Origin of the sequence: Acinetobacter sp. SwsAc6, from assembly GCF_013391565.1 — a bacterium.
Classification (GTDB): domain Bacteria; phylum Pseudomonadota; class Gammaproteobacteria; order Pseudomonadales; family Moraxellaceae; genus Acinetobacter; species Acinetobacter cumulans.
Map to the genome: position 1 here is coordinate 111,950 of NZ_JACAXE010000003.1, position 17,312 is coordinate 129,261.

The window sequence follows — 17,312 nt, forward strand, 5'->3', positions numbered from 1 at the left end:
GGTGTAAAGTATTTCGTAATGAAAAGGATGATGCAAATCACCCATTAAGAAGTGAGACATACATGAGCTATTTTGGTACCGATGGTATTCGTGGTAAATTTGGTGTGATGCCAATTACCCCTGAATTTGCATTAAAATTAGGTTTTGCCACTGGTAAAGTCATCAAACGCCATAGTAAAAAAGCCAAACCAGTTGTTGTAATGGGTAAAGACCCGCGACTTTCAGGCTATATTCTAGAGTCTGCTTTACAGTCAGGTTTAAATGCAGCAGGTGTATATGTCCATTTACTGGGTCCATTGCCTACACCTGCAATTGCACATTTGACTCGTGCATTGCATGCAAACTTAGGTATTGTGATTTCAGCTTCACATAACCCGTACTTTGATAATGGAATTAAATTTTTTTCTAGCGAAGGTAAAAAATTACCAGATGCATTACAGGAAGAAATTAATCAAGAATTAGAAAAAGAATTGATTATTGATGATATTGCAAACTTAGGTAAGAGTGTTCGTGTAGACGATGCTCAGGGTCGCTATATTGAATTTTGTAAGTCTTCCTTTCCTTACCATTATGATTTGAATGATCTTACAATCGTTGTGGACTGTGCCAATGGTGCGGCTTATAACGTTGGTCCTGCGGTGTATCGTGAATTGGGTGCCAAAGTCATTGCTATACATAATGAGCCGAATGGTTTAAATATTAATGAAGGCTGTGGCTCTACGCATCCTGAAAGCTTACAACAAGCAGTGGTTCAGTATAAAGCTGATGTAGGTATCGCTTTTGATGGCGATGCAGACCGTGTAATTATGGTAGATCAACATGGTCAGCAAATTACAGGCGATCATATTCTGTATATTCTTGCGACCAAAGCGAAGCATAAACCGGCAGGTATAGTCGGTACTTTAATGTCCAATATGGCGCTTGAACTGGCACTTGAAAAAGCGGGTGTAGAACTACTACGTGCTAAAGTAGGCGATCGCTATGTATTACAAGGTTTAGAAGAAAAAGGTTGGGCGATTGGTGGCGAGCCATCGGGCCATATTTTAACCTTAGACAAGAGCACCACAGGCGATGCCATTATTGCTTCACTGCAAGTTTTAACAGTCATGGTTGAGCAACAAAAAGCTTTAGATGAATTGGTTGCAGATTTTAAACTCCTGCCGAATGTGTTGGTCAATGTGCGTTTAGAGGCTATGTTTGATCCATACTCAGTCCCTGCTTTAGTCACTGAATTTGAAAAAGCAGAAGCGCAATTGAAAGGCCGTGGTCGTTTATTAATTCGTAAATCAGGTACAGAACCTGTGATCCGTGTGATGGTTGAAGGAGATGACTTGGCAGAAGTTACAGCTTTGGCCAATCATTTGGCGGATGCTGTTCGTGCCAATGCTGTCTAATTGGGAGTTGTACTGTGAGTGATGTGATTAAAGACTTAAGTGAGCTTCGTCTGAGTTATCAAAAGGCAGAGTTGCATGAGGATCAGGTAAATGCAGATCCACATGAGCAGTTTTTGGCTTGGTTTAATCACGCATTAGAGGCTCAATTACCTGAGCCTTATGCAATGTCTTTGGCAACCTCTAATGCGCAAGGTCGTCCACATGTACGTACGGTCTTGCTACGTGGCGCAACCTTGTTGGGTTATGATTTTTATACCAACTATGACAGCCAAAAAGGCAATGATCTTGCTGAGAACCCGTATGCGGAATTGCTGTTTTATTGGCAAGAGCAAGAGCGTCAAATTCGTGTGAGCGGACGCGTGATTAAAATTGATGAAGCTGAGTCCATAGACTATTACCATAAGCGTCCACGTGACAGTCAAATTGCTGCGCATATTAGTACACCACAAAGTGGTGTGATTGAAAGTCGTGAAGAACTGCAAGATCGCTTTCAGCGCTTACATGATCAGGTTGAAAGTCAAACGGTACTCAATAAGCCAGAATTTTGGGGAGGCTACCGTTTACAGCCAGACCATTATGAGTTTTGGCAAGGGCGACCAAACCGTTTGCATGATCGCTTGAGCTATGAAAAAGTAGATGGTGTTTGGACACTGCAAAGACTGATGCCTTAATGCCTAAGATGTTAATTAAACATAGACCCTTATTGTCACGCCCTGAATCTTTTCAGGGCGTTGCGCCCTTTATTGCCGAAATTTTGGCACGTCGTGGTGTTAGGTCGGAACAAGAATTAGATTTAAAGCTTAAATTTTTACTCGCCCCTGAAATGAAAGGGCTCGAGCAAGCTATTCAGCGCATTGATCAGGCCATAGACCAGCAGCAGAAGATTGTGATTGTTGGGGATTATGATGCGGATGGTGCGACAAGTACGGCACTGATGGTCTTAGTACTTCGTCAAATGGGTGCACAGGTTGAGTATTTAGTCCCAGACCGTTTTAAATATGGTTATGGCCTAACGCCTGCGATTGCTGATTTGGCATTTTGTACTTATACCCCAGATTTACTCATTACGGTCGACAATGGTATTTCCAGTCATACTGGTGTAGCGCAAGCACAGGCGCATGGCATGCAGGTGATTATCACAGATCACCATTTAACCACTAAGCCAACGCCTCATGCAGAAGCAGTAGTCAATCCGAATCAGCTAGGTTGCCCATTTCTAAGTAAAGCCTTAGCAGGTGTTGGGGTGGCTTTTTATGTATTGGCCAATTTGGCGACCCACCGTAAAAAGCTCGGAAAATCCACTGCAGCTGTGGTGCAGTATTTGGATTTGGTCGCTTTAGGCACTTATGCCGATGTCGCAAGCCTCGATTATAATAATCGAATTTTAATTGATGCGGGCTTAAAGCGCATCCAGCAAGGGCAGTGTCGCCCAGGTATTACTGCGTTATTAGATATTGCTGGGCGTGATCCAGCAAGCCTTAAAGCGCAGGATCTAGGTTTTGTGCTTGGGCCACGGATTAATGCGGCTGGCCGTATGGAAACGATGGACATCGGCATTGAATGTCTATTGGCGCAAGATTTGAATCAGGCCTATGCTTTGGCGCAGCAACTGAATCAATTGAATGTTGAGCGCCGTCAAGTTGAAGGTAAAATTAAGCAAGAAGCTCTGGCTGAGCTAGAGACGATTCAACTCGATATACAAGACTTGCCTTCAGCGCTTATTATGTATGAACCCCATTGGCACCAAGGTGTGATTGGGATTGTCGCAGGACGTTTAAAAGAGCAGTTCCATCGACCGAGTATTGTCTTTGCTTCGGATGAAGATGGCTTGCATATTAAGGGCTCAGCGCGTTCAATTGAGGGCATTCATATCCGAGATTGTATAGAGCAAATTGCCGAGCAATATCCGCATTTGATCAGTCATTTTGGTGGACATGCTGCTGCAGCAGGCTTAAGTATTTTAAAAGAACATTTTGGTAAATTTAAGCAGTTTTTTGAGGCCTTAATGGCCACACAAGATGAACAGCTATTTCAAGCAGTTTTGTGGACTGATGGTGAGCTTCCTGATTATGCTTTTCATCTTGAAACGGTCGATCTTTTACAAAACTTAAGCCCTTGGGGACAAAAATTTCCTGCACCCATTTTTGATGGGATGTTTAAAGTGGTTGACTATCGCTGGCTGAAAGACATCCATTTAAAACTACGTTTGGCGCTGGCTTCAGGGCAAGTGGTTGATGCGATTGCTTTTAATGCTGCGGATAAATATCAGTTTGATCCTATGCAATCCGAGCTTCGTATAGTGTATGAGCTGGATAAAAACACTTTTAATGGCGTGACTAATTTACAGCTCAGAGTTCTGCATTTGGAGCAGTAATGGGGTAGGGCTAAATCACTGTACATTTAATTAAGTACAAAAAAACCGCTCTTAAGAGCGGTTTTTTTTGTGGAGAATCTAATTTGAATTAGAAGCGGTATTTTGCTGCTACGCCAAATGAGTTGTAATCATTTTTACCAGCTTCACCAAATCCAACACGGCCTTCTAGGCTGACTTGTTGATTGATGAATTTACGTGCATTAATGCCTACTTCGCTTTGATCAGTAAGATCATTGTTGTAGTAATCAGCACCTACACTGAATGTTTTGTCGATGAAGTAATCTGCTTTCACATTAAATTCATCAAGGTCACCAAATGACGCGCCAGCTTCTAAGTTGATGTCTTTACCATTGCTTAGTGTTGTTACGTATTTGGCACGAATTGTTGGATCTGCACCGCTGTCATTGTCGTTATCATAACCTTTCACACCCGCAGCAACTAAGAAACCAGGTGCTGGAAGGTAACCCACTTCAGCTGCATAATAAGTGGTGTCAAAGTCACGTTTGCCAAGTGGTGTTTTAACTTCTAAATTATTACGGCTGATGTCACCGCTTAAGTAAAAGTCAGAGTTTGGCACGAAGTATTCAATGCCAGCGCCGTAAGTGTTGTCGTCTACATCACCACGATCTGCAAATGTTGCATGTGCATTAACATTGCTTGCGCGGTCAAGGAACGCAGCTTCTGCAAGTGGTGCGTTACGTGTTTGAACAGGCTTAAAGTAATATTTACCATTTACACCGAATTCGCTACCTGAACTACCATTGTCTGGATCAATATAGGCTGCTGACGCGCCAACTTCTGCTTGGTATGCATGAGCAGTACCTGTAATTGCAACAACTGAAAGTAGTGCTGAAGCAAGTGCTAATTTTTTCATGGATCATACCCCTCTGAAATTTGCCTTAATAAATACATTTTTTGTTACAAGTTTCAGTCTAGAGAAATTTTCAGCCCCGTCAAATTTTAGAAAGTTACAGAAATGTTTCCACGGTAATTTTATGTAAAATATGTTCACTATCTTTTTGAATATTAATGTAAAAAATATAATGTTTAGTTTTATTAAAATTAAGGATTTTTTGTGAATTTCATTGTTTTTGTTTGTTTTTTAATCTTTATTGTTGGGGGTATTAGATGTGTTTAAGAAAAAAGACGCGTCTAAAAACGCGTCTTTTTTATACAATCTTATTGCAAATTTAGAAGATTAGAAGCGTAAAGTTGCATTGATGTTGTAGGTGTTTAGATCATCACCAAAACCAATTGCGCCGCCCACAGCAAAGTTTGGATTGATGAAGTATTTGCTACGAATCAGGAAGGTATCTTCATCAGCAGTATTGTTGCCGTAGTCGATAGATTCATAACCCACACCTAGGCTTAGAGCAGGGTTAATGTAGTAATCAGCACCTAAACGAACTTCGTCAATATCCCCAAACTCAGCGCCAGCTTCTAGATTAATCGATTGGCCATTGCTTACTGGTGCTACATATTTTGCTTGGATGGCAAAACGAGTGTCATCAGAATTTGGAAGGTCGGTATTGTAGCCATCAATCCCTGCAGCCAAAAGCAAGTTTGAAATTGGCATATAACCAGCAAGCGCGCGGTAAGTGAAAATATCATAGTCTTTTTTCGGTGGCTTAACTGATTCTTGACCATAACCGAGTTCAGCATTGAGATAAAATTGATCGACAAAGTACTCAATACCAGCTGTGAAAAGGTTGGTTTCATCTTTAGGTGTTTGGCCTAATATTGTATTGAGTTTGGTGAAGTCGTAAGCATAGCCTAAATAAACATTGCTGTTATGGCCTAAGAACGCTGCTTCATTTAAAGGGCCTTTCGCGTTGACATTGTCGAAGTAGAAAGTGCCTTTTAGTTCAAATAAGCCAGAAGTATCTACAGCATTGCTATCATAATCACGGAATGTATAGCCCCCTTCAACTTGGCCATTATAAGCAAAGCTTGTACTTGCTAAACCCATTAAACCCAATGCGATGAATAATTTATTCATTATTTATTATCCTAGTTTTGTATGTAAAAAAAGTGCAGCAAATGCTTCAAAAGCGTGCGTATTGTTTATAAAGTAAGCACCAAAGTCAATCGATGATTCGCATGTTGGGGCTGAAATTGCATAAACGGTCTGTGCTATAATTGCGGGCTATTTAAGCCAAAATTTTGATTTGAGAGAATTCACGTGGAAATTAATCCTTATCTACTCCAGCTAAAAGACTTGAACGAACGTGGTCAAACGCTACGGGGGTATCTTTGACTACGATCTAAAGAAAGAGCGTTTAGAAGAAGTTCTCCGTGAATTAGAAGACCCAGCGATTTGGAATGACCAAAGTCGCGCACAAGCAATGGCCAAAGAAAAAGGCGAGCTTGAAAATGTCATTAATGTGCTTGAAGGTTTGTCTGAGCAATTAGATGACGCACAAGCCATGCTGGATTTGGCTGTTGAAGCTGAAGATGAAAGCTTATTGGTGGATGTACAAGCAGAATTAACCACTGCTGAAGAAGAGCTTGCAAAATTAGAATTCCGTCGTATGTTCAGTAATCCAATGGACCCGAACCCTTGTTATGTCGAAATTCAAGCAGGTTCTGGTGGTACGGAGGCACAAGACTGGGCGTCTATGCTACTACGTATGTACTTACGTTGGATCGAACGTCATGGCTTTAAAGCAGAAGTGATGGAAGAGTCTGATGGTGATGTGGCAGGGATTAAATCTGCAACGATCCGTGTAGAAGGTGAGTATGCATACGGTTGGTTACGTACTGAATCTGGTGTACACCGTCTCGTTCGTAAGTCACCATTTGACTCAGGTAACCGTCGTCATACTTCATTCTCTGCAGTTTTCGTTTCGCCTGAAGTGGATGACAATATCGAAATTGATATTAACCCTGCGGATGTTCGTACAGATACTTACCGTGCATCAGGCGCGGGCGGTCAGCACATTAACAAAACTGACTCTGCGGTACGTTTGACGCATGCGCCAACAGGTATTGTGGTGGCATGTCAGAACCAGCGTTCACAGCACGCCAACCGTGACCATGCTTGGAAACAATTACGTGCAAAACTCTATGAATTAGAGATGAAAAAACGTAACGATGCAGCACAAGCTTTAGAAGACACCAAGTCTGATATTGGCTGGGGCAGTCAAATCCGTTCTTACGTTTTAGATGACTCGCGTATTAAAGATTTGCGTACCAGTGTAGAAAGCTCAAATACAGGTGCGGTATTGGATGGCGATTTAGATAAGTTTATTGAAGCTAGCTTGAAGCAAGGGCTTTAATTTAAATCTTATTTAAAAACAAAGCGTTTTCAGTTTGTTTACAATATATTTAAAAAAATCGATATTAAAATCGAAAAAATACGATATATTGGTTGTAGAAGCTGAATAACGCTTTGCGCTGCTTTTATTATGAATTCATTCAACCGGTCTGAATCATGGATATCGATTTAATTTTTAAAGCGCTGGCAAACCCAACCCGAAGGCAGATTCTGGAATGGTTAAAATCTCCAGAGCAGTTTTTGTCTGAAGAACAATGTGGCGGTTTTAACCGTGGGGTGTGTGCAGGCAATATTGAAAAACTCGGTAATGTTTCGCAGTCGACTATGTCTAATCATTTGTCGGTACTGCAACAGGCTGGTTTAATCAAAGCAGAAAAATACGGGCAATGGTCGTATTTTTCACGCAATGAAGCTCTTATTCAGCAATATATTGATTACTTACAAAACTCACTTTGATCTCAAAAAAACGATTTCAATATCCGTGGGTGAAGAGGCGACAATGGCTGAATTTAACACTCCTTTAATTCTTGGCGATTTACATCTTAAAAACCGTGTGGTGATGGCGCCTTTGACCCGAAGTCGTGCAACGGCTGACCGTGTGCCAACCGATATGATGGCGCAGTACTATGCGCAACGTGCAAGTGCGGGTTTAATTATTTCCGAAGCGACAGTAATTTCAGAAGAAGCCAATGGTTATTTAAATACCCCAGGGCTATTTAATGATGCACAAGTACAAGGCTGGAAGAAAGTGACTCAGGCCGTGCATGACCAAGGTGGCTTAATCGTGGCCCAGCTTTGGCATGTGGGGCGTGTATCGCATCCTGACTTACTCAATGGCGAAACGCCTGTAGCGCCAAGTGCTGTACAGCAAGCAGGTCATGTCAGTCTACTGCGTCCAAAACGTGAATATGTATTACCACGTGCCTTAGAAATTGCCGAAATTCAAGCGATTGTTGAACAGTTTAAACAAGCGGCCATACGTGCAAAAGAGGCGGGTTTTGACGGTGTAGAACTACATGGTGCTAACGGTTATTTAATTGATCAGTTCTTGCAAACAAAAACCAATCTTCGTACTGATGAATATGGTGGTCCTGTCGAAAACCGTGCACGTTTGTTGCTAGAGATTGTTGATGTACTGATTGAAGTTTGGGGTTCAGGCCGTGTAGGTGTGCATTTGGCACCACGTGGTGACGAGCATGATATGGGTGATGATGATCCACGTGAAACCTTTGGTTATGCATTGGAACAGTTAGGTCAGCGCAAGATCGCGTTTTTCTTTACTCGTGAATATTTGGCAAATGACAGTATAAGTGAATATTTAAAACAGCGTTCAGGCGGTGTGCCATACATTGCGAATATGAAATTAAGTCGTGATGATGCGATTGATTTACTTGAAAAATCGAAAGCAGATGCGGTGTCTTTTGGTAAAGCCTATATTGCCAATCCTGATTTGTTTGAACGTTTAGTTCAAAATGCACCTTTAAATGAACTGGTTTTTGACAATATGATTGGTTCGCAAACAGCAGAAGGCTATATTGATTATCCAAGTTTGCAGGATAAATTTGGTGCAGGTCAGGCACACAACTAAATCCGTGAGCTGTTATCGAATCAAATAGATTTGAGTCGCATCGATTAACAAGTTGATGCGGCTCTGTTATATTCTGCGTGACTATCCGCATCAGAGCATTCTATTTGGCTACTCCTTTTTGGTATAACGCAGCGCTTTCCATCATTAAGCCTTTGTATCGTTCACGTATTAAAAAGCGTGCCGACAATGATGCGCAGTATCAGCAAGAATGCCTTGAGCGTTTTGGCCCATTTCAGCCAGTCAAAAATCTGCATGCGATTTGGTTTCATGTGGTGTCGGTAGGTGAAACCAACGCTGCACAACCTTTAATAGAACATTATCTTAAACAAGGACATCCTGTTTTAGTCACCAATACGACAAAAACAGGGCAGGCCCGTGCCAAATCTTTATTTTTAAAAGCGCCATACGAAGCGCTATTTCAAGCGGTTTATTTACCTGCCGACCAAAAGTATTTGGTTAAACATTTTATTGAAAAATATCAGCCTAAACTGTTGGCTTTAGTTGAAACTGAGCTGTGGCCGAATTTGATCGACCAAGCCAAACAGCTACAAGTGCCATGTTTATTGATTAATGCACGTTTATCCGAAAAGTCGGCGAAGGGCTACGCTAAAGTACCGAGTTTAACTCGTCCTATGCTACAGGGACTGGATCAGTTGTTAGCGCAGGATCAGGCGGCGCTAGAACGCTTTATAGCCTTGGGTGCGAAAGCTGAATGCAGTCAGGTGGTAGGAAGCATTAAATTTGATATTCATGCACCACAGCATGCTGTTGAGCAGGCAACACAGTTAAAAGCCGATTGGTCTTTGGTGGGCCGAAAAATTGTGACCATTGCTAGCACACATGCGCCTGAGGAACAGACCCTTTTAACCGCATTAAAACCGTATTTGCAGCGTCATCCCGAACTGCTTTGTATTGTGGTGCCACGTCATCCCGAACGCTTTGATGAGGTTTTTGCAGTCGCACAGACTTTAGAATTGCGCACGCAGCGCCGAAGTCTAGGGCAGGCTATTCTGTCTGACACGCAAGTGTATTTGGCCGATAGTATGGGCGAGCTTTGGCAATGGTTGGCTTTAAGTCAAGCCTGCTTTGTGGGTGGATCGCTGAATGAACCTGGGGGTGGGCATAATATTTTAGAGCCGATTGCGCTGAAGGTGCCGACGGTTTTAGGTAAAAACTATTTTAATTTTCAAACCATTGTAGATGAGTTTGTTGTGGTGAATGCTGTATTGGTTGCGCAGGATGCTGATCAAGCTATTCAACAGTTAATTGAACTGCTTGAAAATGAACAACAGGCGCAGGCTTTAAATACAGCAGCACAGCGGATTATGCAGAAGAATACAGGGTCTTTAGCAAAGCATATTGCGGTGATTGATCAGTATCTTTAAGTATCTGTAGCAGAATCACTACCAGATTTGATGGTGATATTGGAACATGCGATTCGTAGGCGTGTTCTACTTTTAAGGATTAAAAGTAGCAAAAATCCTGTGTATGCCGAAGATACATCCTGTATCTCGGCATACCGGCGACATCCATGTCGCCGTCCTCGATGGCAAATATTTGCATTGCCTTTTTTTGTCTTGAACATGCTTTTTTATCTTAGGCTTATATGAATCTCGTCCTTCTCGATCCACGTCAAACCGCATCTGAAATTTGGAGTATTACTGCCAAACGTCAGTTAGAACACTTACGCACGCATGTAGATGTGCAGGTGGGCGATACCTTAAAAGTAGGGGTTCGTGAAGGTAAACGCTATTTAACCCAAATAGTGAATGTGTCTGAACAGCAGATTCAGCTTAAAGCCTTACACGAAGAAGCTGTACCTGCCAAATTGCCCGTGACTTTGATTGTGGCATTGCCACGGCCTAAAGTACTGCGTCGCTTAATTATGGACAGTGTTACGCTGGGGGTAGAAAAAATTATTTTGCTACACAGTTACCGTGTAGATAAAAGCTATTGGCAAACGCCATTTTTACAGCAGTTAAGTCATTATGTTGATTTAGGCTTGGAGCAAGCTGGCGATACGATTGCCCCGCAAATTGAGCTGCACAAGCGCTTTAAGCCTTTTGTGGAAGATGTACTTCCTACGCTGATTACAGCAGATCGGCCTGCATTTGTTGCTCATCCTTATGTCACAGAAGCGATGCCTGTGGCGATTGATCATCCTTGTACAGTTATTATTGGGCCAGAGGGTGGATTTATCCCTTATGAGGTTGATTTGCTCATAAAAAACGGTTGCCAAGCAGTGAGCTTAGGCAACCGTATTATTCGTACAGAAACGGTTATTCCCTATGTGTTCGGGCGTTTATTTAGTCTCTGATACCGCTTCAGATTCGCCACGGAAAACTTTCACTTCCTGTACAGGGTAAGGAATTGAAATGCCGTGTTGTGTGAAGGCTTCAATCACTTGTTCTTGAACTTCGCTGACAGATGCAGCCGTTGTGGTTTCAGTTGTATCTACCCACCAACGCACATTCAAATTCACCGAAAAGTCAGCCAATGCATTTACATTCACCGCAAAACCAGGTTGGCTTAAAATTGCGGTGTTTTTGTCTAGAATACCTAAAATGACTTTTTTGGCTTTTTGAATATCGTCTTCATAGCCAATGCCCACCACAAACTCACAACGACGACGTTGATAAGCTGTGTTAACGGTTACTGCACTGGTATATACCGTCGCGTTTGGAATCACAATACGACGACCATCTGGTGAGCGTAGGAAGGTTGCACGAATTTGAATATCTTCAACCGTCCCTTCCATGCCAGACACAATAATGTCATCGCCAATTTTGAACGGTTCGCCCAGTAAAATTAAAATACCAGACAGTAAGTTTTGGAAAATATCTTTGAATGCAAAACCGATGGCTACAGAACCAATACCCAGAGCACTCATCAGCTGACCTGGTGTAAAGCCTGGAATGGCAATGACCATGGCAATTAAAAAGCCAATAAAGATAATGGCCGAAGTGCCTACACGGTTCAGTACCAAAACTAAGTTTTGTTTTGTATAAGAACGTTCAGAGAGGGCTTTACGGACAAATAACTTGAACAGTTTTGAGAGTAAATAAAAGATTGTAAATACAAACAATGCAATACAAATATATGGGACACGTTCCCAGAAACCATCGACAAACTTATCGATGGTGCTATAGGCATCATTGTATTTTGCAGTGTGTTGCAACACGGTTTGCGCCGTCTTTTCTGTTGCTTCTTGTAGAAGCTGTGTTGTGTCTTGAGCAACATTACCCAAGCCATTTGTTTGTTCGGCCACGAATATTCCGATTGATAAAAGTTTTCTGTATTTTGCCTTAAATTGAGCAAGAACTTAACTGAAAAATGCAAGGTATTCTGTGTTGTTTTGCTCAAGGTTTGTAGTTGACTTAAAAATATGCAGTGCCTTTTTGAATCACTTCTTGTGGTGTTTCAATTTGACCAGAGCCCATCATAAATGACACCAGACTGCCCGTTGCCAAGATACTTAGCACCGTCAAAATAATCATCAGCCATGCCAGAATTTTTTCCCAGACTGCACTTGGACGCGGCCAGCCATATTGGTTCGGGTGGGTATTACCTGCAGCAAATAAAAGATAAAGAATAAAAAGAACATTTAGCACAGGTATAAAGAACAAGAGCATCCACCAACCTGATTTATTTAGATCATGTAAGCGGCGACTAATCAGCACCATACTAAAATACAGGTAGACCAACAGTAGCAGGGTATAACTCAGCCCTGTGGCACTGGCGAATGTTTGAAGCAGTTGGCTGTCTACATTCAAGCTGGTCAGGTTAATCACACCAGTAAATAAGGTGAGGCCAAAACCAACGAAGAACATCACAATATGAAAGAAGGTATACCAACCAATAAAACTCAGACGTCCAAAGCGACCATTAAATGACAGTGGATTGTCTGGTGTAGGCGGAGGATTACGTGAGAAAAATGGTGAAGATTCTTGTGGATTCATGGGCTGTGCCAGTCGTTAGCAATATAAATGAAATTCAGAATTAAGACATGAATATACTGTGAAGATACGAACTCATTCACTAAAAAAAACATGCAATTTCAGCCGTATTATAAAAGTAATTTGACTGCTGAGATATGAAAATCAGATCAAAAATTGTTGAATTTAGCAGCCTGCTTATGGTTTAAATGAAAGTATCAGGCTGCGACCAAAGCATGATTGATCAGTACAAAAAATAAGCGCAATACTGCATAAAGAACCATGAATAACAGCAAAAAAATGGCAGCACATCTCGTGATGAGATGCATAAGAGCAAGGAAGTAAAATATGAAAGAAAGATATCCTGTACCTGAAAGTTTTAAAAAAACCGCTCGTGTCACCGAGGCTGAGTACTTTAAGCGCTATCAACAATCTATTGAACAACCTGAGGTTTTTTGGGCAGAACAAGCGCAGCGTTTAGACTGGATAAAACCCTTTAGCCAAGTAAAAAATACCAGCTTTGCGCAAGATGATTTTAAAATCGAATGGTTTGCCGATGGTCAATTAAATGTTAGTGCCAATTGCTTGGATCGGCATTTAAAAGAGCATCCGCATAAGCCTGCAATTATTTGGGAAGGTGATCATCCTTCACGGCATAAAATTATTTCTTTTGAAGAATTACATGATGAAACTTGCCGTTTTGCCAATGTGCTAAAAAAACATGGTGTGGGTAAAGGCGATCGCGTGGTGTTATATATGCCAATGGTGCCAGAAGCAGCCATTGCGATGCTAGCATGTACTCGTATCGGTGCAGTGCACTGTGTGGTATTTGGTGGCTTTTCTCCTGATTCGTTGGCCAGCCGTATTGAAGACAGTCAAGCCAAAATGGTCATTACTGCTGACTGTGGTATGCGTGGCGGGAAACCCATTCCTTTAAAAGAAAATGTGGATGAGGCTTTGCGCATTGATGGGACGTCCTCGGTTGAACACGTAATGGTGGTGCACCGTACAGGTAATCCGATTGACATGAAGCCTGAGCGTGATTTGTGGTATCACATGGAAATTATGTCGGTGAATGACATTTGCCCACCAGAGCCAATGAATGCAGAAGATCCGCTCTTTATTTTATATACCTCGGGCTCTACAGGAAAACCCAAAGGGGTGTTGCATACCACAGGTGGCTATTTAACTTATGTAAACACCACTTTCCGTGAAGTCTTTGACCTTAAACAAGACGATGTATTTTGGTGTACGGCTGATGTGGGCTGGATCACAGGGCATTCCTATGTGTTGTATGGTCCATTATCGAATGGTACAACCACAGTCATGTTTGAGGGTGTACCTCAGTACCCAACATGGGCGCGTACAGGGCATTTAATTGATAAGCACAATGTCACGATTTTATATACAGCGCCTACGGCCATTCGTGCCATGATGCGTGAAGGCGATGCTTTTGTACGCGAAAGTGACCGCAGTAGCTTACGTTTACTGGGTTCAGTAGGGGAGCCAATTAACCCTGAAGCTTGGAATTGGTACTACACAGTAGTGGGTGAAAGCCGATGTCCAATTGTGGACACATGGTGGCAAACCGAAACAGGTGGTTTCATGATTACACCTTTGCCGGGTGCAACCGACTTGAAACCCGGCTCAGCAACACGGCCATTCTTTGGTGTACAACCTGCCATTGTGGATGCGGAAGGCAAAGAGCTAGAAGGTGCAGTTGAAGGCAATTTAGTGATTAAGGATTCATGGCCAGGGCAAATGCGCACCATTTGGGGTGATCCTGCACGCTTTATTGAGGCTTATTTCTCGACCTATCCGGGCACCTATTTTACGGGCGATGGTGCACGCCGAGATGAAGATGGATATTACTGGATTACAGGGCGGGTGGATGATGTACTCAATGTCTCAGGGCATCGATTGGGTACAGCAGAAATAGAAAGTGCTTTGGTAGCACATGAATTGGTTGCGGAATCAGCTGTAGTGGGCATGCCTCATGACATTAAAGGACAGGGGATTTGTGCCTTTGTGACCTTACAGGCAGATGCGACTGAGTCAGAGCAGCTACGTAAAGAATTGGTGGCTTGGGTGCGTAAAATATTGGGCCCTGTCGCGACACCTGATGCTTTATATTGGGCACCAGCTTTGCCTAAAACCCGTTCGGGAAAAATTATGCGCCGTATCCTTAGAAAAATTGCAGCCAATGAATTAGATAGCTTAGGCGATACTTCGACGCTGGCAGATCCTGCCGTGGTGGATCAGCTAATTGCTGAGGTTCAATCTAAAGGCTAGGCGATAACAGCGAAATTCTGCTTTTAGCTTTAATTCTGACTCAGTCATGGCAACGAACACTGAATTGGGGAGATTAGAAAAATGCTGCCGTCATGGCAGCATTTTTAATTTTAGAATAAGTACAGCAGGCATTGATATAAATCAGGCCTAAGTGCTCTGTTAAGCTTGGATAGAACGAGAACATTAGATTTGAATAATATGAATGCTTCAACGCCTTTGTCGCGAGACCCTCTACAGATTGCACAACAACTTGCTGATGAGTTTGCAAAAACAGCGGCGGCACGTGATAAGCAGGGCGGAAACCCAAAGCATGAGCGTGATTTAATCCGTCAAAGTGGTTTGTTATCGCTGTCGATTCCACGTGAATATGGTGGCCAAGATGCTGGCTGGCAACAGATTTTTAAAACCATACAAACCATTGCTCGTGTTGATAGTTCTTTGGCACATGTGTATGGCTTTCATCACTTATTGATTGCCACGGTGCAGCTCTTTGCCCAGCCTGAGCAATATGGCGCATGGTTTAAACAAACGGCAGCGAAAAATTTGTTTTGGGGCAATACTTTAAACCCTTTAGACCGTCGCACAACCGCGGTAAAAACTGCGCCAGAAGAATACGTCTTTCAGGGCGATAAAAGCTTTTGTTCAGGCTCTATCGATTCCGACATTTTACTCTGCTCGGGTTATAACGATGCAGGCAAATTATTAATTGGAGTAATTCCAACAGCACGTGAAGGCGTGAGCTTTTTAGGTGATTGGAACAATATGGGACAGCGCCAAACGGATAGTGGCACCAGTCATTTTGAACAAGTGAAAATTCATGAAAGTGAGTTGTTGTTAAATCCAGGGCCACTCAGTACGCCGTATTCCAGCCTACGTCCACTGATTGCACAGCTGATTTTTGTGCATTTATTTTTGGGCGTGGCAGAAGGTGCATATCAAACAGCAATAGAGACCGTGCAAACGCAAAAGGCATGGTCAAAATCTTTAGCTGAAAATGCGGTGAATGATCCCTATACCCAAAAACACTTTGCAGATTTTTATGTACAGCTCGAAAGCGTACGTTTGCTGGCGCACAAAGCGATTGATCAATTGCAAGCGGCTTGGGATGTAGGTGCAAACTTAACAGCAGCACAGCGTGGTGAAGTGTCTGTTGCTATTGCCACGGCAAAAATTGCAGCCACCAATGCATCATTAAATATTACCCAGAATATTTTCCAAGTGATGGGTGCACGTGCCACCACAGCCAAGCTGAATTTAGACCGTTTTTGGCGTAATGTGCGTACACAAACCTTGCATGATCCCATTGATTATAAATATCAGGAAATTGGTGAGTGGGTACTGACAGGCAAAGTACCCGATCCAAGCTTTTATTCTTAAACGTTGCTATGCAAAAAAGGGCTTCATTGAAGCCCTTTTTTAATTTTGCATTGTAAAAAATGAAGCGATACGTAGGTTTTATCGACGGTGGATATTTTCTAAGGTATCCACCAACGTACGCGTGGTTTGATCAATTTCGTAGTTCACAGCATCGCCAGCTTTGACATTTTTCCATGTGGTGAGGCGTAGTGTTTCAGGAATCAAGTCAATGGATATTTCTGAGGCATCACGGTCTACACGGTTGACGGTGAGGCTACAACCATTGAGGCCAATAAAGCCTTTTAAAAAAAAGTATTTGATATTGCCCTGTGGAATTTCAATATCAATATGCACGGTATCACCTGTACGACTCAGCTGCTTGACAGTAGCCATGCCTTCAATATGTCCATACAGATTATGGCCACCATTTTCAGCCCCCACTTTGGCAGAGCGTTCAATATTGACTTCATCGCCAGTTTTGAGACTTCCTAAAGTCGTTAAGCTAAGCGTTAAATTTGAAACATCAAAATGCACTTGATTGGCAGCTAAATCGATCTGCGTTGCAGTCAGGCATGTCCCATTGAGCGCAACACTGGCACCGATAAAAACATCATGGAAAAAATTGTGATCATTGGAAACGACCAATGTAATAAAGCCATCCCCCTGGCGGATGTCTAGAATTTTTTCTAAGCCTTGAACAATGCCTGTGTACATCTGCAGATTTCCTTTGAGCTGAATGTGTAGCGTTTTAAGTGTAAATGGATTTTGTGGCTTTGGTGTTGAAAATTGTGCGGAAATTTTACGGTTTTAAAGTAGGCCAGCACAGTAGGGCGGTATACACTTCGAAAGTCAACTATTTTGGGAGTTGAGGATGAACAAGCTATTTCAGATGTTGTTTTTGAGTTGTACTGCGATGCTCATTTATGGCTGTGCCAGTACTCAGCCTCAAGTGATGCAAGAAAGCCAAGCCTGTATGAACTACCGTGGTATGATGACTGCACCAATGGCACCAGATGCAATGCAAGGCTTAAAACAGGCCTGTGACGATTCAAAACACAGTGCAAATAAATAAAAGTGCGCAATAAAAAATCCTCCA

Annotated in this window: 16 protein-coding genes; 11 read left to right on the forward strand and 5 right to left on the reverse strand. The window is 42.4% G+C overall.

Annotated features, from left to right (window positions below; all coding sequences use genetic code 11):
* Positions 1-62: 62 nt before the first annotated feature.
* The 3 genes from glmM to recJ are packed head-to-tail and all read left to right on the forward strand — an operon-like array spanning position 63 to position 3,768.
* Positions 63-1,394, forward strand: a complete 1,332-nt coding sequence (glmM, locus tag HYG93_RS03155; protein ID WP_106984205.1) for a phosphoglucosamine mutase — start codon at positions 63-65, stop codon at positions 1,392-1,394.
* Positions 1,395-1,408: 14 nt separating this feature from the next.
* A complete protein-coding gene (gene pdxH / locus HYG93_RS03160) occupies positions 1,409-2,065 on the forward strand; it encodes a pyridoxamine 5'-phosphate oxidase (RefSeq protein ID WP_106984206.1) in 657 nt (218 codons plus the stop codon).
* A complete protein-coding gene (recJ, locus tag HYG93_RS03165) occupies positions 2,065-3,768 on the forward strand; it encodes a single-stranded-DNA-specific exonuclease RecJ (protein WP_178961838.1) in 1,704 nt (567 codons plus the stop codon). The genes pdxH and recJ overlap by 1 nt, the downstream gene beginning before the upstream one ends.
* Positions 3,769-3,856: 88 nt before the next feature.
* Here recJ and HYG93_RS03170 read toward each other — a convergent pair whose 3' ends face one another.
* Together HYG93_RS03170 and HYG93_RS03175 are read right to left on the reverse strand one after the other, a co-directional pair.
* The gene (locus HYG93_RS03170) at positions 3,857-4,642 is read right to left on the reverse strand and encodes a putative porin (RefSeq protein ID WP_106984208.1); all 786 of its coding nucleotides are present in this window, start codon (positions 4,640-4,642) and stop codon (positions 3,857-3,859) included.
* A gap of 324 nt (positions 4,643-4,966) precedes the next feature.
* Positions 4,967-5,767 (reverse strand): putative porin, encoded by an 801-nt coding sequence (locus HYG93_RS03175; RefSeq protein WP_178961840.1) that lies wholly within the window; start codon positions 5,765-5,767, stop codon positions 4,967-4,969.
* A 183-nt stretch (positions 5,768-5,950) separates the two neighbouring features.
* Here HYG93_RS03175 and prfB point away from each other — a divergent pair.
* The 5 genes from prfB (at position 5,951) to HYG93_RS03200 (ending at position 10,950) form a co-directional block, all read left to right on the forward strand.
* Positions 5,951-7,046, forward strand: a protein-coding gene (gene prfB / locus HYG93_RS03180) for a peptide chain release factor 2 (protein ID WP_106984210.1) whose coding sequence is annotated in 2 segments (ribosomal slippage) — positions 5,951-6,022 and positions 6,024-7,046 — 1,095 coding nt in all. Because the reading frame shifts where the segments join, the coding sequence is not laid out codon by codon here.
* Positions 7,047-7,201: 155 nt separating this feature from the next.
* Entirely contained in the window at positions 7,202-7,501 is a 300-nt protein-coding gene (locus HYG93_RS03185; protein ID WP_106984211.1) for a helix-turn-helix transcriptional regulator, read from the forward strand.
* A gap of 43 nt (positions 7,502-7,544) precedes the next feature.
* Complete coding sequence (locus HYG93_RS03190; protein ID WP_178961843.1) at positions 7,545-8,633, forward strand: alkene reductase; 1,089 nt, start codon at positions 7,545-7,547, stop codon at positions 8,631-8,633.
* 104 nt (positions 8,634-8,737) lie between these two features.
* The gene (locus HYG93_RS03195) at positions 8,738-10,018 is read left to right on the forward strand and encodes a 3-deoxy-D-manno-octulosonic acid transferase (RefSeq protein WP_106984213.1); all 1,281 of its coding nucleotides are present in this window, start codon (positions 8,738-8,740) and stop codon (positions 10,016-10,018) included.
* A gap of 221 nt (positions 10,019-10,239) precedes the next feature.
* Positions 10,240-10,950 (forward strand): 16S rRNA (uracil(1498)-N(3))-methyltransferase, encoded by a 711-nt coding sequence (locus HYG93_RS03200; RefSeq protein ID WP_106984214.1) that lies wholly within the window; start codon positions 10,240-10,242, stop codon positions 10,948-10,950.
* On the opposite strand, the gene HYG93_RS03205 is transcribed toward HYG93_RS03200, so the two are convergent.
* Together HYG93_RS03205 and HYG93_RS03210 are read right to left on the reverse strand one after the other, a co-directional pair.
* The gene (locus tag HYG93_RS03205) at positions 10,936-11,901 is read right to left on the reverse strand and encodes a mechanosensitive ion channel family protein (RefSeq protein ID WP_106984215.1); all 966 of its coding nucleotides are present in this window, start codon (positions 11,899-11,901) and stop codon (positions 10,936-10,938) included. The genes HYG93_RS03200 and HYG93_RS03205 overlap by 15 nt on opposite strands.
* A gap of 109 nt (positions 11,902-12,010) precedes the next feature.
* Entirely contained in the window at positions 12,011-12,592 is a 582-nt protein-coding gene (locus tag HYG93_RS03210; RefSeq protein WP_106984216.1) for a DUF805 domain-containing protein, read from the reverse strand.
* Between the two features lie 324 nt (positions 12,593-12,916).
* Between HYG93_RS03210 and acs the strand changes: the two genes are divergently transcribed.
* Positions 12,917-14,860: an acetate--CoA ligase gene (acs, locus tag HYG93_RS03215; protein WP_106984217.1), complete on the forward strand. Its 1,944-nt coding sequence runs from the start codon at positions 12,917-12,919 to the stop codon at positions 14,858-14,860.
* A 198-nt stretch (positions 14,861-15,058) separates the two neighbouring features.
* The gene (locus HYG93_RS03220) at positions 15,059-16,237 is read left to right on the forward strand and encodes an acyl-CoA dehydrogenase family protein (RefSeq protein ID WP_106984218.1); all 1,179 of its coding nucleotides are present in this window, start codon (positions 15,059-15,061) and stop codon (positions 16,235-16,237) included.
* A gap of 78 nt (positions 16,238-16,315) precedes the next feature.
* Here the strand turns inward: HYG93_RS03220 and HYG93_RS03225 are convergent, their stop codons facing one another.
* Positions 16,316-16,930, reverse strand: coding sequence for a riboflavin synthase subunit alpha (locus tag HYG93_RS03225; protein WP_106984219.1), 615 nt, complete (start codon positions 16,928-16,930; stop codon positions 16,316-16,318).
* Between the two features lie 157 nt (positions 16,931-17,087).
* On the opposite strand from HYG93_RS03225, the gene HYG93_RS03230 reads away from it, so the two are divergent.
* Positions 17,088-17,288, forward strand: a complete 201-nt coding sequence (locus HYG93_RS03230) for a hypothetical protein (protein ID WP_106984220.1) — start codon at positions 17,088-17,090, stop codon at positions 17,286-17,288.
* The last annotated feature ends 24 nt before the right edge of the window (positions 17,289-17,312 follow it).